Here is a 24,610-nt window from a genome sequence, read left to right as displayed (position 1 = left end):
AGGTCACGCTATCCATCCCCACCCAAATGTTAGGGAAGTCGCTCCCGCTCCACTTGAGTCAATTGGATGGGGTATTTCGCGACTACGTTGATAAATCTTAGTTATATTTTTTGCGCGAGGCCTTAGCCCTTCACCAGTCCATGTCGCCGATTTTGGAGATGCTGAGCGTGTGGCGATACTCACCATAGACTTCGCCAGCATTGTTGTCCGCGCTGTCGGACTTGATCATGTCGACAAAAAAGAAATTGCGTCCGTATTTGTAGCCGCTGGCATGCTGCAGTGTGACGATGGTCTTGGCGATATCCGTACCGTTGCCGCTGTCATGGAACTGGGTGCCGCGCAATAGCTGCACTTCGGTATCGCTCCAGTCGGCCGCTAAAGCGCCAAAGCTTGCAAGCAAAAGGGAAAGAAGAGTTGTGAGTTTAGGTATGGTTTTTATGAGAAGAATCCTTTAATTTGGAAAAGTGCTTCAAAAAGCATGTTTGAGCTAGAGCGACTCACGCATACCCGCTATTCATTCCAATTCCATTTTATCGGTGACTCTACGTTGGCTTCGTCGCTCGCTCGTCGCCGCCTTGTTTCACCTTCGAAATAGAATTGGAATCAGGAGTAGTGCGGCGGCGTGTAGACATGGTCGAAAAATGCGCGTTCCAGCGCCACTGCTCGTCCGAACATGTCGGCGCAATGCGCCTGTCTTTGCGCATCCAGCAGCGGGCCGGTGCGATCTAGTTCGGCGCGTAACCAGCCTACGAATTCAGTAAACGCCGGGTTATTATGCAGCGTAATCCATTCCGCATGGATGGATCGTTGCGGCAGTGTCGTGCCCGGACGATCGGCCCAGCTCAGGTAGAGCCACTCGGCTACCACCAGTACGGACAGGCACAAGGGATAGTCCTGGCTTTCAGCAGACTCTGCCATCAACTCCTGAAATGCCCTGGTCTGCTCGCTCAGCGGCGGTGTTACTGCGATTGTGGAATGGTGTATCGGTCATGGAAATGCCTGATTGATTTATTGGCATGCCGCGCATAAGCATGTGTAAAAACTAAACTTAATCGCTCAAGTGGCGGGGTTGAGCGCTGGTTTTCCTGCAGGCGACTCAGAGCTGGTGCGGGTCACGCGGGCCAGCACGAAGGTCAATGCCAGGGTTGGCAGCGCAGCCCCCCAATCGGGCGCCAGATTGGCGCACAGGTGGTAGGTCGCCACGCCGAGGATCCAGATGACAACCGCGCTGAGGTTGACCTTTTTCGTCCCGACCAATGCGGCCACATTCGGCGTGCCGCTCAGGCGCGCCAGGATCACGCCGTACAGCGGCACAAACACCGAGCTGAGCAGCAGTAAAAAAGGCTCCAAACTGTGCATGGGCAAGACCAGCGCGAGCCCTGTGCTAACAACGGCCAGGGCAATGCCCCAGCGGCGCAGGCTCCAGCCAGGTTTGAGGCTTGTCCCAGCGACCGAGGCTGAGTACAGGTCGCCATAGGCGTCATCCACCTCGTCGATCAGGATCAGGCCCAGCGCAATCAGCCCGCCTTGCGCCAGCAGCAGGGCGGTGATCAGATCGGTGCTTGGCATGGTCAGCGCGATCAGCACCCCCAGACCATAGCACCAGGTGTTGGCTATGGCGTAACCCAGCCAGGTGCCGCGCAATGCACTTTTGCCGTCGCGCCCATGACGCGCAAAATCTGCCACCAAGGGCAACCAAGACACCGGCATTGCGATGACCAAATCCAGTGCCGACAGCGTGCTCATGCCGCCGGAGCCGGGGCGGTTCCAGATCGCCTCTAGGCCCTGCTCTTGCGCACGTCCGAGAAATTGCCAGGTCAGCCACAGCAAAGAGGCAATCACCAGCGGCAAACCAAAGCGGCCAATAAATTTGCGCACCAGCGTGACCATGGAGCCCGTGAGCAAGGCAATCAGCACGCCGCCCCAAAGCAGCGTCGCCAGCACTGGCCAGAAGGAAGCGACGAACGAACCGGACTGGCGAGCGATGGCTACTGTGCCGTCGCGCATGACGACCAGCTCGAAGGTGGTCCAGCCGATGAGTTGCACGATGTTGAGCAGCACTGGCAGGCGCGCAAAACTGCTGCCGTAAGTGGCGTGCATCAGCCCGGCGCTGGACAGACCGCTGTCGCAGCCGAGTTTGGCCGTCCAAGCCAGCAGCCCGGCGCCAAGAACCGAGCCGACCACGATGACCGCCAGGGCCTGCTGCGTGCCCAGTGCGGGCACCAGGTAGGCACCGATCTGCATGACCAGGAGGCCCACGCCCAGACTGAGCCAGAGCGCCGCGTGGTCGCTCCAGCCAAACAGGCGGTCGGAAGCGATAAGCGGAGTGAGTGCGGAGTTGTTTTGTGTAGCCATTAACTTTCCATTGTGTCAATGGCAGGGAGGCTGACACGGGCGTTGGCAGGTTGAAAACTCTGCGTCGCGCCTTGGAAAGGCTTCCCTGCGCGAGGATTACCTCAGTCAGGTTCAAAGGGACTTTCTCAGTCGCGTAGCTTCTTGCGAAACTACGAAACACCCCTAGCGGATGCCCCTTATCAAGGGGCAAAAGTAAGTCTATATACTGCGATCCTTATACGAGCTTGCTATTACCTTTCAACGAGTTACGAACAATTGTCAACAGACCCTAGTTAGTGGCAGGCAATGACAAAACAAAAAGCGGCTGATGATTGGGTTCTGTGAAGGGTTTTTCTACAGCCTTGGTAAATGGAATCAGTATGATGCAAGCCGTAATTTTTGACATGGATGGGACGCTGATTGATTCAGAACCAATGTGGAGAGAGGCTGAAAAGCAAGTTTTTTCATCTATTGGAGTCGAAGTAACGGATGTGCTTTCAACTAAAACCGCTTCGATGACTACACGGGAAGTAACTGAGTTTTGGCATAGCCAATTTCCTTGGTTATGTAAAAGTTTAGATGAAGTCGAAAATGAAGTGGTTGAACGTGTAGCAGAGCTAATTTCTATGGAAGGTGTGCCACTGGAGGGAGTCCAAGAAATTTTAAGTTTCTTTCAAAAAAAAAGTTTTAAAATAGGCTTGTCAACTAATGTATCTGAAAAAATCCATACAAGTCATTCAAATTCGTTACCGGCCTGGCGACCGTCCACCGGACGCCTCTTTCGTTACTACAAGGGCGCCGCTTAATATTGGCGTTTAGGCGTAAGAGAAGGAGTCAATGATGCGAATTGATTATCTTAAAGATGTTCCGGAATTTATCCCATTGCTTGCGCGCAAAATGGCGGGGCATTGGCGAAATATCATTCCAGGAGAAAGCTACGAGCGACGGTATGAGAAGCTAATTGCTCATAAGAATCATGATCAGCTACCACTCGCATGGGTCGCGCACGAGAACGGTGTACCGTTGGGTACAAGTGCTTTGCGAGTCTGTGATTTGGAGGGGCGATAAGACTTAACTCCTTGGCTTGCCGGCATCTTTGTAATGCCGGATTACAGAGGTTGTGGAATCGCAGCTAAACTTTGTGAAGTGGCAGAACGGAAGGCGCGGGAATGGGGGGGTTACAAGCTTATATTTGCATACTCCTGATCAGCAAGGGCTCTATCGCAAGTTGGGCTGGCGTAGTTTAAAGCTGGAAGATTGGAATGGCGTTCGGACAGAAATCATGATCAAAGACCGCGAAGCCTAATCGGGTAGCCGGGGGTATCTAACCCCCAGCCCCCACAACACCCTGCATGCGAATCCGCACAGGGCGTTTCCCGAAAACGTTCAGAGTAAGATGGCCGATTACGGCCTCCTACCCCAATGATGGCTTCTGATTTTGCGCCAACGTTCCTCAGTCCGGTCGGATATGGAATCGTTGGGCTGCACAGGCTCCTCATTGATTTTCGGGTTCAGGCCTTCACCGTGTCCCAACCATTACGATGGGCGTTTGGCTACTATGCCGTCTGCTGACTTCTGGTGCCAACTCGCCTCCGGCCTACGCCTCCTATGATGTTCTTGTTCATCAGCTCGCAGTTTTGCGTTGGGCTTGACCGCCAGGGAATGCAGATATTGCAGGAGCAATATATCTGCCCTCCAGACCGCGCCTCACGGGTTGGCCCTTGCCATTCGCTAGTGGTTAGCNTTCAATCGGGTAAAACCGGCTGAACGGTGATCTTCCCACAGGGGACTTTCACCCCATTAGTTCATGCCCATGCTGGGCGTGAGTTATGGTTAGAGCTGGTGTTTAAGGATTTGAAAAGAAGCGGCGTATCTGTTTGATTGGTAATCGCCAAACAACCCACCCACCAGAGGGACGCCACCATGACGAAGAGTAACGTGATCGACCTGGCAGGTCGAGCAGAGGACAAGGATCCATTGACTGCATTGCTGCGAACAGGAGCTGGGCCATAATCCGTTTACCGGAGCGCTTGTGGGATCATAATAAAGTCGGTAACAATAATAATGTTGGTAACTATGGACAAAAATAGTATGAGCTTTGAAAACATTACAGATACTAACCCAGACAATCTGGCCGTCGATCGCTTCGCCATTGGATTTGAGTCTTCCAGTAGCTATTTTTTTGCTTTCGTGATACCTTACGAGATGTAAGGCGAATGATAAAAGGAAAGGCAGACAATGACCACAGCAACGGTAACCAGTAAAGGACAAATAACGATTCCGGCCAACGTGCGGGCTGAATTAAAGGTAGGGCCTGGTGATCGCGTAGAGTTTGTGAAGGTGTCCGAAGGCCATTGGGAAGTGCTCGCGGCTGTTGAGGACGTTAGCCGACTACGAGGCATTGTTGCAGCCAAACGAGTCGTAAGCATTGAAGAAATGGATTCAGCCATCCGGCAAAAGGCGGGACGATGATCGGCCTTGATACCAACGTTCTGGTGCGCTACTTGACTCAGGACGATGCGGCCCAGTCTGCACTGGCCAATCAGATCATTGAAGAACAATTGACGCCGCGTAATCCCGGCTTCATATCGTCGATTGCGTTGGTAGAAGTGGTCTGGGTACTGGAGACCTGTTACGACCAGACGCAAAGTGCGATTGAGGCGATAGTAAACGGCCTTCTGACTACACGCCAACTCATGGTCGATGAAGCTGACTTGGTTTATCTAGCGCTTAAACGCTTTTCAGGTGGAAATGCGGATTTCAGTGATGCACTCATTGCTGTTATCAGCGAAAACCGGGGATGCAGCTCGACATTGACCTTTGACAAGAAAGCTCGGTCAGTTGGGATGGTATATATCAATGAGACTGGTAAATAAACAAAAGGGCGCCCAGTTCGTCTAGGGGCTGTTGACGTTTCATTACATCGGCAACCATAAAAACCCACAAGCCATGGCGACGCCGCTCTGATCGTTGCGTTTCAATTTGTCATAGCGCGTCGCCAGCCCACGAAAATGTTGCAAGCGTGCAAACGCATTTTCCACCAAATGACGGTGGCGATATAACGACCCATCCATATCCGCATTACCTATGACCGAATTTGACCTTCTTGGAATCACGGCCACGGCACCTCTATCTTCAATTTGTTTGCGAATTTTTTCACTGTCATACCCTTTGTCCGCCACCACGGCTTTAGACAGCGGCAATGGTTCCATTAATTCGCTTGCCGCCGTGCTGTCATCAATAAATTCCCACTCAGTATCCGGTTCACTGACCAGATTTTGAACAGCGACCATCATTCGCACAGCACTTGTTATAAATATTTTCTTGAAGCATCATTCCTTTTAGCTTCGACCAGTGCTCATCACTGAGCATGAATCGGGGCATGGCAAACTCGTTTTATGGGTGGTGTCGGAACCTTAATATTACGAGTTTTCCTATTTTATTCAATACCTTATGCGGAAACGTCAACAGCCCCTAATTTATTGATCTTTTATAAAATAGGCACAATACCTGCTTGAAACTTGCCAACTACCCAGTGTGCAAACTGCCACGCAACGACAGAGTGAGTTGAGCCACCGTGAAACACATTTCGCCTTTCCCGCTTACAGCGTCACAGCCACAAAAACTGGCAGAACCGCCTGAACCTGGAGGGCGAGAATTATGGCACCTTGTCACTGCATCGGCGTAAACGCTTCAGTAGCGATGAGTTGCAAGCCCTTGAGATACTGATTGGTGCGGCAATATGCCCGCTGCGCAACGCCTGTCAGTTCAGCGCCATGGAGCAGGCGTCGTTGACCGACTCACTGACCGGAATTGGCAATAAACGCGCCATGGACGAAGCCTTGCAAAAAGCTCAGCTGCTAGCCGGCCGTCACAACGAGACTTACTCATTGATACTGTGCGACCTCGATCACTTCAAGGCGGTAAACGATAACTGCGGCCATGTGATAGGCAACATTGTACTTAAGCGCGCGGCAGAAGCGCTGGAATCCGCAGTGCGCAGCTCCGACAGCGTATACCGGTTCGGCGGCGAAGAATTTGCAGCGCTATTGCCCCATACCGATCAGTATGCTGCAGTCGATGTGGCCGAACGCATTCGCTCAGCCATTGAAGCCTTACAAATTGATTGCGGAGAACATTCAGTGACGGTGACCACCAGCTGCGGCGTTGCGCTTCACCGCACTGGTGAAGGCACAGGGCAGTGGCTAGCGCGCGCAGACGAAGCTCTGTATCGAGCTAAAGACCAAGGCCGCAACTGCACGCACGTGTTTGCGACCATTAGCTGATGGCATCCTGTTGTTTAACGCCAGCTTTAACCTCGGGCATTTAACCGCGGGGTTTATCGGTGCGCGCTTTGCCGCCGCTGCGCTGGGGTTTAGAGTCTGCAACCGCCCATTTGCGAGCGCCTTGTCCCGCTTTTGAACCGGGGGAGCTTGCCGCACGATTGCTACGATTGGTTACCGGAGCTGCCTTTCTTTGCTGGCGCGCCTGCGACGCCGCTTCATCCGGTGTCTGTTGCGGAACCGCCATTTTAGCCAGGCCAACCGTGCGGCTCAGCAAATCCACGGCTTTCTGATCCAACTCTTCCCATTTACCCACGGTTAATCTGCTGGGCAAAAATATCGAGCCGTAACGAACCCGTTTCAGGCGGCTGACGCGCACGCCTTGGGATTCCCAAAGGCGCCTCACTTCACGGTTGCGCCCTTCCAACAAAGTCACGTGGAACCACCGGTTCATACCGGTACCGCCGGCGGCGGAAATGTCGCTAAATTTAGCCTCGCCGTCTTCCAGGGTGACGCCGGTGCGCAGGCGCTCGATCATGGCGTCGTCTACTTCACCAAAAATACGCACCGCGTATTCCCGATCAATCTCGCTAGAAGGATGCATCAGCCGGTTAGCCAGCTCGCCATCGGTGGTAAACATCACCAGGCCGGTGGTGTTCAGATCCAGCCGGCCAATAGAAATCCAGCGGTGTTCACGCAATCGCGGCAGCCGGTCGAACACGGTTGGGCGCCCTTCCGGGTCTTTGCGAGTGGTTACTTCGCCTTCTGGCTTGTTGTAAATTAGCACCCGGCGCAAAACCTCGGCAGCGGCAGCCACTTCCAAGCGCTTGCCGTCGAGTTCAAAAACATCGCTCACCGTGGCTTTCTGGCCTGGAGTAACGGGTTTGCCATTGACCAACAGGCGACCCGCGTCCATCCAGCCTTCAATTTCGCGCCGCGATCCAACACCGGCACGTGCCAGCAGTTTCTGAATTCGCTCAGGACCGCCTACTGACACAGTCGCCAGAACCTCTGGCGCAGGCTTGCCTGGCTTTGCCGCTTTTGCCGATGATTTCGCTGGGTTACGGCGATTAGCGCTCGGCTTGTTCGCATTCGATGCTGATTTGGCTGCCGGCTTGCCGGTAGTCCAGGGGCGTTCTGACGCCATGGGTTAATCCTTAAATAACGGACCGATGCAGGGCCTGCATCAGTGAAATGGTGTTTGTTCGATTTTCTGCTCAATTTCGCGCCCGATCGCGTCCAGATCCCGACTATCAGACAAGGGCGGCAGCTGGTCCAGGCTTGTTAGGTTAAAGTAGTCAAGAAATTGCCGGGTGGTGGCATACATGGCCGGCCGGCCCGGTACTTCCCGATGACCTACAATTCGAACCCACTCTCGCTCAACCAACGTACGAATGATATTGCTGCTTACCGCAACGCCGCGAATATCTTCAATTTCACCCCGGGTAATAGGCTGGCGATAGCCGATCAATGCGAGTGTTTCCAATAGCGCCCGCGAATAACGCGGTGGTTTTTCTTCAAACAGCCGAGCCACCCAGGGAGCAAAAGATTCACGCACCTGAAGGCGATAACCGCTGGCAACTTTTTTCAGCTCAATACCGCGACCGCTGCAAAGTTGCTCTAATTCCACCAGTGCCTGCTCCACTGCCTTATGGGTTGGCCGCTCGGTTTCGTCAAACACGTCTCTGAGCTGCTGCACCGTTAACGGCTTGCCCGCTGTCAGCAGAACCGCTTCGATAATCCCTGTAACGGGTAAGGCAGCATCACTCATCATAATTCGTTGCACCGGTAATCAGGGTTTTCAGACCGCAACCCGCGCCCGCAAATGAATGGGGCCAAACGGGTCAGCCTGAACCCACTCAACCAGCTGCTCTTTTACCAGCTCTAACATTGCCAAAAAACTGACAACAACCCCCAGACGCCCTTCGTCCGGCAGGAACAGGCTTTCGAAACGAATAAAACCGCCTTGTTGCAGCCGAGCCAGAATCGCCGACATGCGCTCGCGGGTCGACAGTTTCTCTCGCTCAACGTGGTGGCTGCTAAACATGTCTGCACGTTTGAGCACGGTTTGCAGTGCCCGTAAAATCTCCGCCATAGCCACCTCGGGATAGCTGCGTACCGAGGGAAGCTTTGGCAACCCGGCATCGGCAACAAAGATATCCCGCTCCTGGCGCGGCATCTGGTCTATGTCTTCTGCCGCTTTTTTAAACCGCTCGTACTGCTGCAAACGGCGAATCAGTTCTGCCCGTGGATCGTCTTCTTCGTCTTCTTCAATCTGCTGCCGCGGTAACAGCATCCGGGACTTGATTTCAGCCAGCGTGGCCGCCATCACCAGATACTCCGCCGCCAGCTCAAATCGCATAGACTCTACAACGGCAATGTATTCCATATACTGGCGGGTAATAGCACTGACGTCGATTTCCAGAATGTTCATATTCTGGCGCCGAATCAGGTACAACAACAAATCCAGAGGGCCTTCAAACGCGTCCAAAAACACCGCCAGAGCGTCTGGCGGGATATAAAGATCGAGCGGCAACTGCGCCAGCGGTTTGCCCGCTATTAAAGCCAGAGGCGGCGGACCCACACCCTGTGGCTTTGCCGCCGGACCGGCTGGCGCTGCTGGGTCAGTCAGCACTTCAACGATAGCTCAGGCCCATGGCAGAGCGCACTTCGTCCAGGGTGTCGCGAGCTGCGTCGCGAGCGCGTTCGCGCCCTTCCTCCAGAATGGAACGAATCAGATCCGGATTGCCTTCGTACTCGGCCGCACGTTCGTGCAATGGCCGCTGCTCTTCCACAATGGAATCAATCAGCGGTTTTTTGCAGTCCAGGCAGCCGATGCCGGCGCTGCGACAGCCAATTTCCACCCAACTGCGGGTGTCGGCATCGGAATAAACCTTGTGCAGGGCATACACCGGGCATTTTTCCGGCTCGCCCGGGTCGGTTCGACGCACCCGCGCCGGGTCGGTCTGCATGGTGCGTATTTTCAATGCTACGCTGTCCGGCGCTTCCCGCAGGCCAATGTAATTGTTGTAGGATTTCGACATTTTCTGCCCATCCAACCCTGGCAGTTTTGACTCAGGCGCCAACAAAGGTTGAGGCTCTGGCAAAATCACTTTACCGCCGCCCTCAATGTAGCCGTACAGGCGTTCGCGATCGCCTAAGGAAATATTTTGCTGCTCTTTCAAAAGAGCACGGGCCGTTTCCAGCGAATCCAGATCGCCTTCTTCCTGGTAACGTTTCTTCAGGTTGCGATAGAGTTTGGCGTTTTTCTTGCCCATTTTCACAATGGCCGCTTCGGCCTGGTCTTCGAAGCCTGGCTCACGCCCATAAAGATGATTGAAGCGCCGTGCGATTTCACGGGTGATTTCAACGTGGGAAACCTGATCGGCACCCACCGGTACACGCCCTGCCCGATACATCAGAATGTCAGCCGACTGGAGTAGCGGATACCCCAAGAACCCGTAGGTAGCGAGATCTTTCTCGCGCAGCTTTTCCTGCTGGTCTTTGTAGGTCGGAATGCGCTCAAGCCAACCCAAAGGCGTGATCATCGACAGCAGCAGGTGCAACTCGGCGTGCTCAGGCACCTGAGACTGAATAAACATCGTGGATGAACCGGGGTTAACGCCCGCAGCCAACCAGTCGATAACCATGTCCCACACGTTTTGTTCAATATTAGATGGGTCGTCGTACTGCGTGGTCAGGGCATGCCAGTCGGCGACAAAAAAGAAGCACTCGAATTCATGCTGGAGTTTTACCCAGTTTTTAAGCACACCGTGGTAGTGGCCAAGGTGAAGCTTGCCGGTCGGACGCATGCCCGACAATATCCGTTGCTGGGAATCTACAGAACTCAAAGCAAGAACTCCTTCTAATGGAATACAAGAGGCGCCATATTACGCCAGGCGACCCGGCATTATAAGCAAAAAACCCCCGCTCTGCAGAACAGAAACGGGGGTTTTTAAAAATGACCGTGGGTTTTACCAGCCAGTCACTTCTTTTAGAGCCTTACCAATGTCGGCCAGGCTGCGCACGGTTTTCACACCGGCGTCGTTCAGAGCAGCAAACTTCTCGTCTGCGGTACCCTTACCACCGGAAATGATGGCACCGGCGTGGCCCATACGCTTGCCAGGAGGCGCTGTTACACCGGCAATGTAAGAAACCACCGGCTTGGTGACGTGCTCTTTGATGTACGCTGCGGCTTCTTCTTCCGCCGTGCCACCAATTTCGCCGATCATCACAATCGCTTCAGTCTGCGGATCTTCTTGCAGCAGCTTGAGGATGTCGATGAAGTTGGAACCCGGAATCGGATCGCCGCCGATGCCAACGCAGGTAGACTGGCCGTAGCCAAAATCTGTGGTCTGCTTGACGGCTTCGTAGGTCAAAGTGCCAGAACGCGACACAATACCGACTTTACCCGGCTTGTGAATGTGGCCCGGCATGATGCCGATCTTGCACTCATCCGGTGTGATAACGCCCGGGCAGTTGGGCCCGATCATGCGCACGCCTTTGCGATCAACGTACTCTTTGGCGTACAGCATATCGATGGTAGGAATACCTTCGGTGATGCACACAATCAGCTCGATTCCGGCATCTGCTGCTTCAATGATGGCATCTTTACAAAACGGAGCCGGAACGTAGATCACGGTCGCGTGTGCACCGGTCTTTTCGACAGCCTCACGTACGGTGTTGAACACCGGTAGGCCCAGGTGCTCTGTGCCACCTTTGCCGGGGCTTACGCCACCGACCATGTTGGTGCCGTATTCAATAGCCTGCCGGGAGTGGAATGTACCCTGGGAACCGGTAAAGCCCTGGCAGATTACTTTGGTGTTTTTATTGATCAGAATGCTCATTATTTGCCTCCCGCGACTTTAACGACTTGCTCTGCGGCATCGGCCAGGCTGCTGGCGGCGATGATGTTCAAACCGCTTTCTGCCAGCACCTTGGAACCCAGTTCAGCGTTGTTGCCCTCAAGGCGAACAACCACAGGCACTTTTACGCCTACTTCTTTAACCGCGCCAATGATGCCTTCAGCAATCATGTCGCAACGTACAATACCGCCGAAGATATTTACCAGTACGGCTTGCACGGCATCATCAGAGAGGATGATTTTGAACGCTTCGGTTACGCGCTCTTTGGTAGCACCGCCGCCAACGTCCAGGAAGTTAGCCGGGCGTCCGCCAGCCAACTTGACGATGTCCATGGTACCCATGGCCAAACCAGCACCGTTAACCATGCAGCCGATGTTGCCATCCAGCGCTACGTAGTTCAGTTCCCAGGCTGCAGCTTCGGCTTCACGGGAATCTTCCTGTGACGGATCGCGCATGGCCTGAAGTTTCTTCTGACGGTACAGAGCGTTGCCATCAACGCCGATTTTGGCATCCAGGCAGTGAAGATCACCGGCCGGGGTGATAACCAGAGGGTTAATTTCCAACAGCGCCAGGTCGTAGTCTTCAAACAGCTTCGCCAGACCCATGAAGATCTTGGTAAATTGGCCGATCTGTTTGCCTTCCAGGCCCAGTTTGAACGCCAGCTCGCGTCCTTGGTATGGCTGTGCGCCTACCAGCGGATCGATTTCGGCCTTCAGAATTTTTTCCGGGGTTTCTTCCGCCACCGTTTCAATTTCAACACCACCTTCGGTGGAGGCCATGAATACGATACGGCGGGTACCACGGTCTACAACCGCGCCCAGATACAGCTCTTGGTCGATGTCAGTCAGGGATTCAACCAAAATTTTGCTAACCGGCTGGCCGTGCTCGTCAGTCTGGAAAGTCACCAGCTTCTTGCCCAGCCACTGCTCGGCAAAGGCACGGATGTCGTCGGTATTTTTAACCAGCTTTACACCGCCGGCTTTACCGCGGCCACCAGCGTGAACCTGGGTTTTAACAACCCAGCTATCGCCACCAATCTTTTCTGCAGCTGCTACTGCCTCATCCGGGGTATTACAGGCAATGCCCTGTGATACCGGCAAGCCATACTCAGCGAAAAGCTGCTTGCCCTGATATTCGTGCAAATTCATAGTTTATGTCCTGCTTTTTAATGAAGGATAGACACCTGTGGGATAAACCCGCTAGCGGCAAATCCATCTTGATAGACCCTGATGACACCGGCCCAACGATTGCATCTAGAGAAACCAGAGTCTCTAAAACAAGAGTCTCTAAAAGTCATGGGGCGCCCTACGGCGCCCCATGACTTTCTGGCTTACTATTTCTTCTTGCGACGATTGGCCATGTGAATTGCACCACCGTTAACTGCAAGAGCTGCCTCGTGCACTGACTCAGACAGAGTCGGGTGAGCAAAACAGGTCAACGCAAGATCTTCTGCGCTAGAACCGAACTCCATGGCGATAACGCCCTGGGCAACGATTTCAGACGCCGCTGGGCCCAACACGTGGAAGCCCAGAATGCGGTCGGTTTTCTCGTCCGCAATAATCTTCACCATGCCCACCGCCGAATTGGCGGCCATGGCGCGACCGTTTGCCGCAAACGGGAAGGTACCCACTTTATAAGCCGCACCATCAGCCTTCAGCTGCTCTTCGGTCTTCCCAACCCACGCGACTTCCGGCGCGGTGTAAATGACATTGGGGATGCAGTCGTAGTTGACCTGTGGCTTATGGCCGGCAATGCGCTCGGCAACCATAACACCTTCTTCAGAGGCTTTATGGGCCAACATCGGGCCACGCACCACGTCACCGACCGCCCAAACGCCGGGGGCGTCGGTTTTACAGTGGTCGTCTACGAATACAAACCCGCGCTCGTCCATGTTCACACCGGAGTCTGCTGCCAGCAGGTTGTCCGTATAGGGGCGACGGCCAACAGCCACAATCAGCCTATCGACCATCAGCTCCTGCTTGCCTTTGCTGTCTTCGTAACTTACGTAGACCAACTTGCGCTTGACCTCTGCACCCGTTACACGGCCGCCCATGACAATGTTCAGGCCCTGCTTCTGGAACTCTTTCAGAGTGGCCTTGGCAATCTGCTGGTCTACCCCTGGCAAGAACGTATCCTGCGCTTCCAACAGAGTCACTTCAGCACCCAGGCGGGCCCAAACGCTGCCCAGCTCCAAACCGATAATGCCGGCACCAATCACACCCAATCGCTTGGGCACTTCGGTAAATTCCAGAGCGCCTTCAGAGTCGGTGATATAACCTTCGGTTTTTGGCGCTGGCGGAATCTCAATCGGACGAGAGCCTGTCGCCAAAATAACGTTATCGGCTTCATAGGTCTTGGTCTTGCCGTCGTTATCAGTCACTTCCACCTGCCGGCTTGCCAGCAGCTTGCCGTAACCATAAATCGAGGTAACACCGTTTGACTTGAACAGGCCCGCGATGCCGCCGGTCAGCTGTTTAACAATGCCGCTCTTACGCTCCATCAATTTACCGATGTCCATAGTGACATCGTTGGCGATGATGCCCTGATCGGCGAAACCATGTTTTGCTTCTTCGTACTTGTGAGAAATCTCCAGCAGTGCCTTGGACGGAATACAACCTACGTTAAGGCAGGTTCCACCCAACACCTGTTTGCCTTCGTCCGAAGACCAGCTTTCTACACAGGCGACGTTCAGGCCCAGTTGCGCGGCCTTGATTGCAGCCACATAACCACCGGGGCCGGCGCCAATTACGATTACATCAAACTTGTCAGCCATAGTTAATCCTGTATTCCGATTCGATAAGTGGAGTGCCTATACGTCCAGCAGGATACGCGCGGGATCTTCCAGCATATCCTTGATGGCAACCAGGAACTGCACTGCTTCCTTGCCGTCAATCATGCGGTGGTCATAAGACAGCGCGAGGTACATCATAGGCTGTATTACCACCTGACCATTCACCGCCATCGGACGTGGCTGGATCTTATGCATACCCAGAATCGCCGTTTGTGGCGGGTTCAAAATAGGCGTCGACAACAGGGAACCAAAGGTGCCTCCGTTGGTTATGGTGAAGGTGCCGCCGGTCATTTCATCAATGCCCAGCTTGCCCGTTTTGGCCTTGGTACCGTACTCGACAATTTTCTTCTCAATGTCGGCAAGGCTCAGTGCGTCAACGTCACGTAATACCGGAACCACCAAGCCGCGCTCGGTGGATACCGCCACACCGATATCCTGGTAACCATGGTAAACCATGTCGTTGCCGTCGATGGACGCATTCACCGCAGGGAAGCGTTTCAGGGCTTCGGTAGCCGCTTTGGTAAAGAAAGACATAAAGCCCAATTTAATACCGTGACGCTTTTCGAAGCTTTCTTTATATTGCTTGCGCAGTTCCATGATCGGCCCCATGTTCACCTCGTTAAAGGTGGTCAACATGGCAGCGCTCTGTTGTGCATTGACCAGGCGCTTCGCAATGCTGGCGCGCAGGCGCGTCATGGGAACGCGTTTTTCAATACGCTCACCGGCACTGATCTCGGCTACGGGCGCAGCGGCAGGCTTGGCAGCAGACGAGTCACTAGAAGACTTGGCGTTATCAATGTGGCTCTGAACATCTTCTTTAGAAATCCGGCCGTCTTTCCCAGTGCCTTTCAATGCACTGGGCTCAACGTTGTTCTCGTCAGCCAGCTTACGCGCGGCCGGGCTCAGAATCGCATCTGAGGAGGACGCCGCGTCGGCGCCTTGGTCTTTGCTTTCGGCTTTGTCTTTGCTTTCGGCTTTGTCTTTGCTTTCAGCCGCGTCTTTACTGTCGGAGCCCTTGGACTCGCCAGCAGCGCCTGCTTTGAATCTTCCGATCACTTCACCGCTCTCTACGGTGTCGCCTGCGTTTTTCAAGATTTCTTCGATGACACCGTCAGCCGGTGCAACAATTTCCAGCACCACTTTGTCGGTTTCAATATCAACGATCAGCTCATCGCGCGCGCAGGCTTCACCCGGCTGCTTGTGCCAGGTCGCGACAGTACCTTCTGCGACCGACTCCGGGAATACGGGGGCTTTAATCTCTGTAGACATTACGGTTCCTTTGTTCGATAGATCGGAAGTTCGATAGCTCGGTAGCTCGTCAGACTTCAAATGCGTCGTTAACCAGTTTTTTCTGCTGTTCGATGTGCACAGACATGTGGCCGGCAGCAGCTGCAGCCGAGGCATCACGGCCCGCATATTCGAGGTGCAGTTTAGGGTTCAGCCGCTGCAGCGCGTTGCGCATATGGTGCTGGCTGCTATACCAGGCGCCCTGGTTCATCGGTTCTTCCTGGCACCAGACAGCGTGCTTAAGCTTGCTGAATCCCGCCAGTAATTCGTCCAGATCTTCACCCGGGAACGGATACAGCTGTTCTATACGGATAATGGCCGTGTCGTTACGCTCGCCGGTTTTCTTCTTCTCCAGCAAATCATAATAGACCTTACCGCTGCAAAGAATAACCCGAGTGACTTTTTTCGCATCAGACGGCTCTTTTTCCGGCAGCACGGTCTGGAATGTTCCTGAAGTCAGGTCGTCAAGGCTGGAAATAGCTTCTTTGTGGCGTAACAGGCTCTTTGGCGTGATTGCAATCAATGGCTTACGAACCGGGCGCTTCACCTGTCGGCGCAGCATGTGGAATACCTGCGAGGGCGTTGTGGGTACACACACCTGGATATTCTGTTCCGCGCTCAACTGCAAGAAGCGCTCGATACGCGCGGAGCTATGCTCTGGGCCCTGCCCTTCATAGCCGTGCGGCAATAACATGGTAAGGCCGCACAGACGGCCCCACTTATGTTCACCACTGGCCAGGAACTGATCAATCACCACCTGGGCACCGTTGGCAAAGTCGCCAAACTGCGCTTCCCAGACAACCAGCGAGCTAGGCGATGTGGTCGCATAGCCGTATTCGAAGGCCAGTGCGGCCTCTTCGGATAGCAGAGAATCGTAAAGCTCGAACTTGGGCTGATCGTCAGACAGATGAGTCAGCGCAATGTGCGTAGAGCCATCTTTCTGGTTATGCAGTACGGCGTGACGGTGGGAGAAAGTACCACGACTAACGTCCTGCCCTGTTATACGGATCGGATAACCTTCGTTTAACAATGTTGCATAGGCCATGATCTCGCCGTAACCCCAGTTAAGAGGCAAGGCGCCGGCCGTCATCTTGTCACGATCCTTAACGATTTTAGACACCTGACGCTGAATACTGAAACCTTCCGGTACTTCGCTCAGCTTTTTACCCAGCTTCTGAATGGTCTTCAGTGGCACGCTAGACTTGCACTTGGCTGTCCACTCATGGCCCAGATACGGAGTCCAGTCAACATGCAACTTGGCGTTTGGTTCTTTAACCAACGCCTTTACAACGTGCTCTCCCTTATCCAGAACCGTGCGGTACTCATTTTCCATCTGCTTGGCGAGGTCTTCGCTCACGACGCCAGCATCAATCAGACTGTCCACATAGATGTTACGCGTGGTTTTCAGCTTACGAATTTTCTCGTACATCATCGGCTGAGTAGCGGCAGGCTCGTCGGCTTCGTTGTGACCACGGCGGCGGTAGCACACCAGGTCAATAACAACGTCGCCTTTAAATTCGTTGCGATAGTCCATTGCCATCCGGGTTACGAACAACACTGCTTCCGGGTCGTCTGCGTTCACGTGCAGAATCGGAGCCTGTACCATTTTGGCGATATCTGTACAGTATTCGGTAGAACGGGCGTCTTCTTTCTTGCTGGTGGTAAAACCAATCTGGTTGTTGATCACAATATGTACAGTGCCGCCAGTACCAAAACCGCGGGTCTGTGACATCTGGAAGGTTTCCATCACCACGCCCTGGCCTGCAAACGAAGCATCGCCGTGCATGATCACCGGCAAAACCTGCTTGCAGTCTTTATCTTCGCGGCGGGTTTGGCGAGCGCGAACAGAGCCCACAACCACCGGGGACACAATTTCCAGGTGCGAAGGGTTAAAGGCCAAGGCCAGATGAACCTCACCACCCGAGGTCATCACGTTGGACGAGAAGCCTTGGTGATACTTAACATCACCAGAACCTGAACCCGCCTTATTCTTGCCTTCGAACTCGTCAAACAGTTCTTTCGGATTTTTGCCCAAAATATTGACCAACACGTTCAGGCGGCCACGGTGGGCCATTCCCAGAACGATTTCTTTGGTGCCACCGGAACCGGCGCGCTGAATAATTTCATCAAGACAGGGAATCAGGCTTTCGGCACCTTCCAGGCCAAAACGCTTAACGCCGGGATAACGTGAACCCAAATATTTTTCCAGGCCCTCTGCGGCGGACAGGCGTTCGAGCAAATGAATACGGGTATCGGCATCAAAACCGGGGTTGGAGCGGATCGGCTCCATGCGTTGTTGGAACCAACGCTTGATGCGAGTCTCAACAATGTGCATGTATTCTGCACCAATACTCTCGCAATAAGTCTGCTGCAGGCCTTCTATGATGTCGCCTAGCTTCATCGTTTCAGAACCGAAACTCAGCGAACCAGTCTGGAACTCGATATCGCTATCGGCGTTGTAAAGCTCGTGAAAAGCCGGGTCAAGATCTTCAACCAGCTCACGCGGCTTGACATTCAGCGGGTCCAGCTTCGCGTGCTGGTGACCACGAAAGCGGTATGCGTTAATCAATTGCAGTACGCGTGTCTGCTTTTTGTCCGCATCGGGTACGGCACCTGCTGGCGCAGTATTGCTAGCCAGAAAACGCTGATTGCGGGAGATATGCTTAAATTGTTCGCGGATTGCGGAGTGGGCAATATCTTTGCCCTGATAGCCATCGACACTGGGAAGCTTGTCGAAGTAGCTTCGCCACTCTTCAGGAACGGCGTTAGGGTCTGAAAGATAGGTTTCAAAAAGCTGTTCAACGTAGGCAAGATTACCTCCCTGTAGATGGGAAGTTTGCCACAACTGCTCCATGATGCTTTCGTGCATTTTGAATAGCTCACCTTGGGCTGGTACGGGAAGCCGTAATGGTCGGCCAGTGCCTCATGCCAGTCAATACGGGTTTTTACGCTGTCGACTTTGGTTGAAGGCCCCGCCAAATTGGCGAGGCCTTCAAGAATAATACTCAACAGACACAGTATAGCGTCTGTATTACATTTTGCCGCTCAAGTTGCCCGTTGCAGCAACAGGTTCCGAATATGGCCAATAGCCCGGGTCGGGTTAAGGCCCTTCGGGCACACGCTGACACAGTTCATGATGCCGCGGCAACGGAACACGCTGAACGGATCGTCCAACTCAGCCAAACGCTCGGCCTGGGCGGTATCACGGCTGTCCGCCAGGAAGCGGTAAGCCTGCAACAGGCCTGCGGGGCCAATAAACTTATCCGGGTTCCACCAGAACGACGGGCAAGCCGAGGAACAGCATGCGCATAGTATACACTCGTAAAGACCGTCGAGCTTTTCACGGTCTTCCGGCGTCTGCAAACGCTCTATAGCGGGCGCCGGCTGATCGTTGACCAAGTACGGCATGACCTTTTCATACTGCTTGTAAAACAGGCTCATATCCACAACCAGATCACGGATGACCGGCAAGCCAGGCAACGGACGCAATACCAGCTTGTCTTTTTTGATCACCTGAGACACCGGCGTGATGCACGCCAGGCCATTTTTGCCGTTCATGTTCATGCCGTCAGAGCCGCACACGCCTTCACGGCATGATCGCCGGTACGACAGGGTGACGTCTTTTTCTTTCAGCAGATTGAGCACGTCCAGCACCATCAGGTCTTTACCTTTCGGAAGTTCAACCTCGACATCCTGCATGAACGGGGCGTTGTCTGCTTCCGGGTTGTAACGATAAAGGCTTACCAACATAGTCTTCGTCCCCTTAATACGACCGAATCGTCGGCTGGAATGTGTCGACAGTCTTCGGCGAGAAGTTAACATCGCGCTTGCCAACCCGCTTGTCCAGCGGGAAATAAAGCGAGTGCTTCAGCCAGTTCTCGTCGTCACGCTCAGTAAAGTCGTTGCGGGCATGAGCACCGCGACTTTCCTTTCGTTCTACCGCTGATACGGCAGTGGCGTAAGCAACTTCAAACAGGTTATCCAGCTCCAACGCCTCAATACGCGCGGTATTGAACACGTTGCTGGTGTCGGTCAGGCGGGTGTTGCGAACACGCTCACCGATTTCATTCAGCAGCTGCAGACCTTTATCCATGCTTTCACCGTCGCGGAATACACCGAAATACAGCTGCATGCAGGTTTGCAGATCTTCACGAACCGCCGCGACGTGTTCACCTTCGCGGGCATTAGCCAACCGATCCAGTCGCGCCATGGCGCGCTTGATGTCGGCGTCACTGGCGCCGTCTACTTCAAAGCCGTTGCGCAACTGCTCTTCAATGTGCAAGCCAGCTGCACGACCAAACACGACCAGGTCCAGAAGCGAGTTGCCGCCAAGACGGTTGGCACCGTGAACTGAAACACAAGCCGCTTCACCACAGGCAAACAAACCACGAATTGGCTGATCTTTGCCGTCATCGTCTTGGGTCAGCGCCTGACCGCCGACGTTCGTCGGAATACCGCCCATCATGTAATGACAGGTTGGAACAACAGGAACAGGCTCTTTCACCGGATCTACGTGAGCAAAGGTCTTTGATAGTTCACAAATACCCGGCAGACGCAGATTCAGGGTCTCTTCACCCAAGTGGTCGAGCTTCAGCAGAACGTGATCTTTTTCAGGACCACAGCCACGGCCTTCAAGAATCTCGATAACCATAGAGCGTGCAACAACGTCCCGGCCTGCAAGATCTTTGGAATTGGGCGCGTAGCGCTCCATGAATCGCTCGCCTTCGGAGTTGATCAAGTAACCGCCCTCACCCCGACAGCCTTCGGTCACAAGCGTGCCCGCACCGTAAATGCCGGTGGGGTGGAACTGCCACATTTCCATGTCCTGCATCGGGAAGCCGGCACGCAGGGCCATGCCGATACCGTCGCCGGTGTTAATAAGGGCGTTGGTGGTAGAGGCATAAATACGGCCAGCGCCGCCGGTCGCAAGAACCGTTGCTTTGGCTTTAATGTAAGCCACTTCACCCGTTTCGATTTCGATGGCAACAACACCAACAACTTCATTTTTCGCGTTTTTGACCAGATCTACCGCATACCATTCACTCAGGAAGGTAGTGCCACGCTTCAGGTTGGCCTGATACAGCGTGTGCAGGAGCGCGTGACCGGTACGGTCGGCCGCCGCACAGGTGCGAGCTGCCTGGGTAGAATCATTCGGCCCTTTGGACTGACCACCAAACGGGCGCTGATAAATACGACCCTGCTCGGTGCGTGAGAATGGCAGACCCATGTGTTCAAGTTCGAATACAGCTTGCGGACCTACAGAACACATATATTCAACCGCGTCCTGATCAGCAATGTAATCTGACCCCTTAACGGTGTCATACATGTGCCAGCGCCAGTCGTCGTTGGGATCCGCGCTGGCGATCGCACAGGTAATGCCACCTTGGGCAGACACAGTGTGCGAACGAGTTGGAAACACCTTAGTAATACACGCGGCTTTAACGCCGGTTTCAGTCAACTGCAGCGCTGCGCGCATACCAGCACCGCCGCCGCCAATCACGATGGCGTCAAAGGTCATGGTCTTGATGTTAGACATTAATTAAAACCCCCACAGGATCTGAATACCCCAAACCACATACACGAACATGGTCAAACCGCACGCGGCCTGCACCAGAAAGCGCGGCAAGGCTGATTTCATATAGTCAGTGGTTACTGTCCACAAACCAACCCAAGCGTGCGCGCCAATCGAAAGCAGAGCCATCAGCGTGACAATACGCATCCAGGTTTGGCCGAATAGGCCTGCCCAGGTGTCGTAGCTCATGCCGGGATTGGCAATAATGAAGACGAAAAGAACCACTGTGTACAGTGCCAGAACATAGGCCGAAACACGTTGCATTAGCCAATCGGCAACACCGCTGCGGCCCAGATTCGTTACACTACTTACATTGCCCATACCCAAACTCCTGCCAGTACGATCAGAATTATGGCAATGGCCAGAGTCACTTTGGCAGCCACCAGGCCGCTTTCCAACTCTTCACCAATACCCATGTCCAGCAGCAGGTGCCTGATGCCTGCCACCAAGTGATATAGCAGGGCAGATAAAATGCCCCAGATAATCAGCTTGGCGAAGAAGCCGCTCAGCAATTCACTTACATGGCCGTACCCTTCTTCCCCAGACAGGGAAAGATCCAGACCATAAAGCATGAACGCTACACCGACAAACATGATGATGCCGCTGACGCGGTGCAATATGGAGGTAATGGCTGGCAATGGAAAATGAAACTTGCCGAGATCGAGATTTACTGGTCGTTTACTATTCACAGCGCTCCCACACTCTCTTTTGTTGCCGCGGAGCCGGCAAGCCGGACGCAGATGATTGGTATGTAAGGATCAATGTGCAGATACGAGACTGACACACGATTGGCTCAGGGTATGGAGGGATTTTTTCCCGGCAACTCGTTGCGCGCTGGCTGGGTTGCGTTGGGGAAAGGCGCCGCGGTCGGCTAAACCCCCAATTCAGGGCTAAAGATTATAAGGAGTAAGCGAATTAATTACAAACCTGCAATTGACGCAAATCACTGCCAGTAAACGAATGTATATCAAGACAAAAGGCTTATTGACAAAGCCCTGCAAGCGCCATAACGGATACCGGCATTTACTCATTGACGTTATCGAGCATTTTTATTTTTGCGTAGCCTTTTGTTGACAAAGAAAGCAATCAGCCTATATGTTGCCGCCAGTTTTGCGATAATACGCGCCTTACTCGCGCATTCTTAAACTCTGAAAATCTGACACGCTTTTAAACAATGGAGAGCACCATGACCGACAGGAAAGCCACGCTAACAGTGGGCAATAAGTCCCTTGAGCTGCCGGTTTACTCAGGCACCGTCGGCCCAGACGTTATTGATGTACGAAGCCTGGTTCAGCAAGGCGTGTTCACTTACGATCCCGGCTTTGTATCCACAGCGGCTTGCGAGTCCGCCATCACCTTTATTGATGGCGAAAAGGGCGTGCTCTTGCACCGTGGCTACCCGATCGAGCAGCTGGCAGAACACTCTGACTACCTGGAGCTCTGTTGGCTGCTGCTGCACGGAGAACTCCCCACTGCCGAAGAAAACAAAGCATTTCACGAAACCATCAAAAACCACACCATGCTGCATGATCAAATGCGCAATTTCTTTAACGGTTTCCGTCGTGACGCGCACCCAATGGCCATTATGTGCGGCGTTGTGGGCGCTTTGTCGGCGTTCTATCACGACCAGATGGACGTAACCGATGAGCACCAGCGCGAAATTACCGGCCACCGCCTGATCGCGAAAATGCCCACCATTGCAGCTTGGTGTTACAAGTACAGCATGGGCCAACCCTTTATTTACCCACGTAACGACTTGTCTTACGCCGAAAACTTTTTGCAGATGATGTTTGCCACCCCATGTGAGGAATACAAGCCAAATCCGGTCCTGGCCAACGCAATGGACAAAATCTTCATCCTGCACGCTGACCACGAACAGAACGCATCCACTTCTACCGTGCGCCTGGCGGGCTCTACCGGCGCCAACCCTTACGCGTGTATGGCTTCTGGCATTGCAGCACTCTGGGGGCCTGCTCACGGCGGCGCCAACGAAGCGGTTCTGGCCATGCTGGCCGAAATTGGCGATGAAGCCAACATCGAAACCTTCATCGACAAAGCCAAAGACAAAGACGACCCGTTCCGCCTGATGGGTTTTGGCCACCGGGTCTACAAAAACTTTGACCCGCGGGCCAAGGTCATGGCCGAAACCGCTGATGAAGTACTGAGCGAACTGGGCCTCGAAAACGATCCACTGCTGCGCATTGCCCGGCGCCTGGAAAAAATCGCCCTGGAAGACGAGTACTTCGTCGAGCGTAAGCTTTACCCGAACGTAGATTTTTACTCTGGCCTGATCCTCAAGGCGATCGGCATTCCGACGTCCATGTTCACCGTTGTTTTTGCCCTGGCGCGCACCATCGGCTGGTTCTCTCATTGGAACGAAATGGTTAGCGGTAGTTACCGCATTGGTCGTCCGCGCCAGCTTTACACGGGTTCGCCCAAGCGCGATTACCCGAAAGATTGATTCAGTGATGCAAACATCCTGATCAAACATCAGAAAAACCGCTAGTTTTAGCGGTTTTTTTGTTTTGTACCAATCCTGAGGAGCAAATCATGACAACCGTGAGCTTTATTGGTCTTGGCGTTATGGGCTATCCCATGGCCGGGCATTTGGCAGCTGCCGGCTACGATGTCCAGGTGTGGAATCGTACCAACAGCAAAAGTCAGCAGTGGGCAAAAGATTATAACGGCAAAGCCTGCGCCAGCATCGCCGAGGCGGTGCAAGGCAGCTCCATCGTTCTTACCTGCGTGGGCAACGACGATGATTTACTGGCGGTGTATGAAGGCGACGCCGGCATTCTCGCCAATGCCACCCAGGGCACACTGCTGATTGACCACACTACCGCCTCGGCCATGGCTGCCGAACGCCTGGCCGAACTAGCCGCACAGCGCCAACTGGGCTTTATGGATGCGCCCGTGTCTGGCGGACAGCAAGGCGCCGAAAAGGGCCAACTGACCATTATGTGCGGCGGCAGCAGCAGCGACTTTACAACAGCAGAACCGGTGTTAAGCACCTACGCTAAAGCTCTGAATCTTATGGGGCCCGCTGGCGCGGGTCAAAAGACAAAAATGGTCAACCAGATTGCCATTGCGGGACTGGTTCAGGGGCTGTCAGAAGCCCTGCACTTTGCCGAACAGGCTGGCCTGGATGCCAGTAAAGTCGTTGAAGTCATCTCAAAAGGCGCTGCCCAATCCTGGCAAATGGAAAACCGGTCCGCCACCATGATTGCCGGTGAATTCGAACACGGCTTTGCGGTGAGCTGGATGCGTAAAGATCTGGCCATTTGCCTGGAAGAGGCGCGTAAAAATGGCGCTCGTTTGCCGGTAGCGGCACTGGTAGACCAGTTCTACGGAGATGTGCAGCAGATGGGTGGCGAGCGCTGGGATACGTCGTCGCTCATCACGCGTTTGCGCCCCAAAAAGTAAGGTGCCTAAGTTTAATAGCCGAACTTTTTAGTCTTTATAAACGACTATGGACGGG

Annotated in this window: 24 protein-coding genes and 1 pseudogene; 8 read left to right on the top strand and 17 right to left on the bottom strand. The window is 53.8% G+C overall.

Annotation, left to right across the window (positions count from 1 at the left end; genetic code table 11):
- Positions 1–130 precede the first annotated feature (130 nt).
- The 3 genes from A3OI_RS0117700 to A3OI_RS0117690 all read right to left on the bottom strand — a co-directional run bounded on the left by A3OI_RS0117700 (position 131) and on the right by A3OI_RS0117690 (position 2,355).
- Complete coding sequence (locus tag A3OI_RS0117700; RefSeq protein WP_018405553.1) at positions 131–352, bottom strand: hypothetical protein; 222 nt, start codon at positions 350–352, stop codon at positions 131–133.
- Positions 353–603: 251 nt separating this feature from the next.
- On the bottom strand, positions 604–951 hold the full coding sequence (locus A3OI_RS20780; RefSeq protein ID WP_228703030.1) for a TenA family protein: 348 nt from the start codon (positions 949–951) through the stop codon (positions 604–606).
- A 105-nt stretch (positions 952–1,056) separates the two neighbouring features.
- A complete protein-coding gene (locus A3OI_RS0117690; protein WP_018405551.1) occupies positions 1,057–2,355 on the bottom strand; it encodes a purine-cytosine permease family protein in 1,299 nt (432 codons plus the stop codon).
- A gap of 359 nt (positions 2,356–2,714) precedes the next feature.
- Here A3OI_RS0117690 and A3OI_RS20775 point away from each other — a divergent pair, with 359 nt between their 5' ends.
- The 5 genes from A3OI_RS20775 (at position 2,715) to A3OI_RS0117665 (ending at position 5,210) form a co-directional block, all read left to right on the top strand.
- A complete protein-coding gene (locus A3OI_RS20775; protein WP_018405550.1) occupies positions 2,715–3,140 on the top strand; it encodes an HAD hydrolase-like protein in 426 nt (141 codons plus the stop codon).
- A 31-nt stretch (positions 3,141–3,171) separates the two neighbouring features.
- Positions 3,172–3,402 carry a hypothetical protein gene (locus tag A3OI_RS0117680; RefSeq protein ID WP_155903217.1) on the top strand — a complete coding sequence of 77 codons (231 nt, stop codon included), beginning with the start codon at positions 3,172–3,174 and terminating at the stop codon, positions 3,400–3,402.
- Positions 3,403–3,426: 24 nt separating this feature from the next.
- The gene (locus tag A3OI_RS24760; RefSeq protein ID WP_407635535.1) at positions 3,427–3,540 is read left to right on the top strand and encodes a GNAT family N-acetyltransferase; all 114 of its coding nucleotides are present in this window, start codon (positions 3,427–3,429) and stop codon (positions 3,538–3,540) included.
- Positions 3,541–4,572: 1,032 nt separating this feature from the next.
- Positions 4,573–4,806, top strand: coding sequence for an AbrB/MazE/SpoVT family DNA-binding domain-containing protein (locus tag A3OI_RS0117670; protein ID WP_018405547.1), 234 nt, complete (start codon positions 4,573–4,575; stop codon positions 4,804–4,806).
- Positions 4,803–5,210: a PIN domain-containing protein gene (locus tag A3OI_RS0117665; RefSeq protein ID WP_018405546.1), complete on the top strand. Its 408-nt coding sequence runs from the start codon at positions 4,803–4,805 to the stop codon at positions 5,208–5,210. Before A3OI_RS0117670 ends, A3OI_RS0117665 begins: the two co-directional genes overlap by 4 nt.
- Positions 5,211–5,252: 42 nt before the next feature.
- On the opposite strand, the pseudogene A3OI_RS22385 reads toward A3OI_RS0117665, so the two are convergent.
- Positions 5,253–5,718 (bottom strand): annotated as a pseudogene (locus A3OI_RS22385) (transposase).
- 284 nt (positions 5,719–6,002) lie between these two features.
- Between A3OI_RS22385 and A3OI_RS20765 the strand changes: the two are divergent.
- Complete coding sequence (locus tag A3OI_RS20765; protein ID WP_018405544.1) at positions 6,003–6,620, top strand: GGDEF domain-containing protein; 618 nt, start codon at positions 6,003–6,005, stop codon at positions 6,618–6,620.
- Positions 6,621–6,660: 40 nt separating this feature from the next.
- On the opposite strand, the gene rluB is transcribed toward A3OI_RS20765, so the two are convergent.
- The 13 genes from rluB to sdhC all read right to left on the bottom strand — a co-directional run bounded on the left by rluB (position 6,661) and on the right by sdhC (position 21,821).
- On the bottom strand, positions 6,661–7,764 hold the full coding sequence (gene rluB / locus A3OI_RS0117650) for a 23S rRNA pseudouridine(2605) synthase RluB (protein ID WP_018405543.1): 1,104 nt from the start codon (positions 7,762–7,764) through the stop codon (positions 6,661–6,663).
- A 39-nt stretch (positions 7,765–7,803) separates the two neighbouring features.
- The gene (scpB, locus tag A3OI_RS0117645; RefSeq protein ID WP_018405542.1) at positions 7,804–8,391 is read right to left on the bottom strand and encodes an SMC-Scp complex subunit ScpB; all 588 of its coding nucleotides are present in this window, start codon (positions 8,389–8,391) and stop codon (positions 7,804–7,806) included.
- A 27-nt stretch (positions 8,392–8,418) separates the two neighbouring features.
- Positions 8,419–9,252, bottom strand: coding sequence for a segregation and condensation protein A (locus tag A3OI_RS0117640; RefSeq protein WP_018405541.1), 834 nt, complete (start codon positions 9,250–9,252; stop codon positions 8,419–8,421).
- A 1-nt stretch (position 9,253) separates the two neighbouring features.
- Positions 9,254–10,468, bottom strand: a complete 1,215-nt coding sequence (locus A3OI_RS0117635) for a tryptophan--tRNA ligase (RefSeq protein WP_081622973.1) — start codon at positions 10,466–10,468, stop codon at positions 9,254–9,256.
- Between the two features lie 123 nt (positions 10,469–10,591).
- Positions 10,592–11,464 (bottom strand): succinate--CoA ligase subunit alpha, encoded by an 873-nt coding sequence (gene sucD, locus A3OI_RS0117630; RefSeq protein WP_018405539.1) that lies wholly within the window; start codon positions 11,462–11,464, stop codon positions 10,592–10,594.
- A complete protein-coding gene (gene sucC / locus A3OI_RS0117625; RefSeq protein ID WP_018405538.1) occupies positions 11,464–12,630 on the bottom strand; it encodes an ADP-forming succinate--CoA ligase subunit beta in 1,167 nt (388 codons plus the stop codon). The genes sucD and sucC overlap by 1 nt, the downstream gene beginning before the upstream one ends.
- A 185-nt stretch (positions 12,631–12,815) precedes the next feature.
- The gene (gene lpdA, locus A3OI_RS0117620; RefSeq protein ID WP_018405537.1) at positions 12,816–14,255 is read right to left on the bottom strand and encodes a dihydrolipoyl dehydrogenase; all 1,440 of its coding nucleotides are present in this window, start codon (positions 14,253–14,255) and stop codon (positions 12,816–12,818) included.
- Between the two features lie 36 nt (positions 14,256–14,291).
- Positions 14,292–15,542 carry a 2-oxoglutarate dehydrogenase complex dihydrolipoyllysine-residue succinyltransferase gene (gene odhB, locus A3OI_RS0117615; RefSeq protein ID WP_018405536.1) on the bottom strand — a complete coding sequence of 417 codons (1,251 nt, stop codon included), beginning with the start codon at positions 15,540–15,542 and terminating at the stop codon, positions 14,292–14,294.
- A gap of 49 nt (positions 15,543–15,591) precedes the next feature.
- The gene (locus tag A3OI_RS0117610; RefSeq protein WP_018405535.1) at positions 15,592–18,429 is read right to left on the bottom strand and encodes a 2-oxoglutarate dehydrogenase E1 component; all 2,838 of its coding nucleotides are present in this window, start codon (positions 18,427–18,429) and stop codon (positions 15,592–15,594) included.
- Positions 18,430–18,605: 176 nt separating this feature from the next.
- A complete protein-coding gene (locus A3OI_RS0117605) occupies positions 18,606–19,310 on the bottom strand; it encodes a succinate dehydrogenase iron-sulfur subunit (RefSeq protein ID WP_018405534.1) in 705 nt (234 codons plus the stop codon).
- Between the two features lie 13 nt (positions 19,311–19,323).
- Positions 19,324–21,096 (bottom strand): succinate dehydrogenase flavoprotein subunit, encoded by a 1,773-nt coding sequence (gene sdhA / locus A3OI_RS0117600; RefSeq protein WP_018405533.1) that lies wholly within the window; start codon positions 21,094–21,096, stop codon positions 19,324–19,326.
- 3 nt (positions 21,097–21,099) lie between these two features.
- Positions 21,100–21,453, bottom strand: coding sequence for a succinate dehydrogenase, hydrophobic membrane anchor protein (gene sdhD, locus A3OI_RS0117595; RefSeq protein ID WP_007351956.1), 354 nt, complete (start codon positions 21,451–21,453; stop codon positions 21,100–21,102).
- Positions 21,441–21,821 carry a succinate dehydrogenase, cytochrome b556 subunit gene (gene sdhC / locus A3OI_RS0117590; protein WP_018405532.1) on the bottom strand — a complete coding sequence of 127 codons (381 nt, stop codon included), beginning with the start codon at positions 21,819–21,821 and terminating at the stop codon, positions 21,441–21,443. The genes sdhD and sdhC overlap by 13 nt, the downstream gene beginning before the upstream one ends.
- Positions 21,822–22,318: 497 nt before the next feature.
- Here sdhC and gltA point away from each other — a divergent pair, with 497 nt between their 5' ends.
- Complete coding sequence (gene gltA / locus A3OI_RS0117585; RefSeq protein ID WP_018405531.1) at positions 22,319–23,593, top strand: citrate synthase; 1,275 nt, start codon at positions 22,319–22,321, stop codon at positions 23,591–23,593.
- A gap of 89 nt (positions 23,594–23,682) precedes the next feature.
- Complete coding sequence (locus A3OI_RS0117580) at positions 23,683–24,555, top strand: NAD(P)-dependent oxidoreductase (RefSeq protein WP_018405530.1); 873 nt, start codon at positions 23,683–23,685, stop codon at positions 24,553–24,555.
- The last annotated feature ends 55 nt before the right edge of the window (positions 24,556–24,610 follow it).

The sequence above is a fragment of the Marinobacter gelidimuriae genome (assembly GCF_000372805.1).
GTDB classification, from domain to species: Bacteria; Pseudomonadota; Gammaproteobacteria; order Pseudomonadales; family Oleiphilaceae; genus Marinobacter; species Marinobacter gelidimuriae.
The sequence above is the reverse complement of the archived record's forward strand: the minus strand, read 5'-3'. Positions and strand labels throughout refer to the sequence as shown.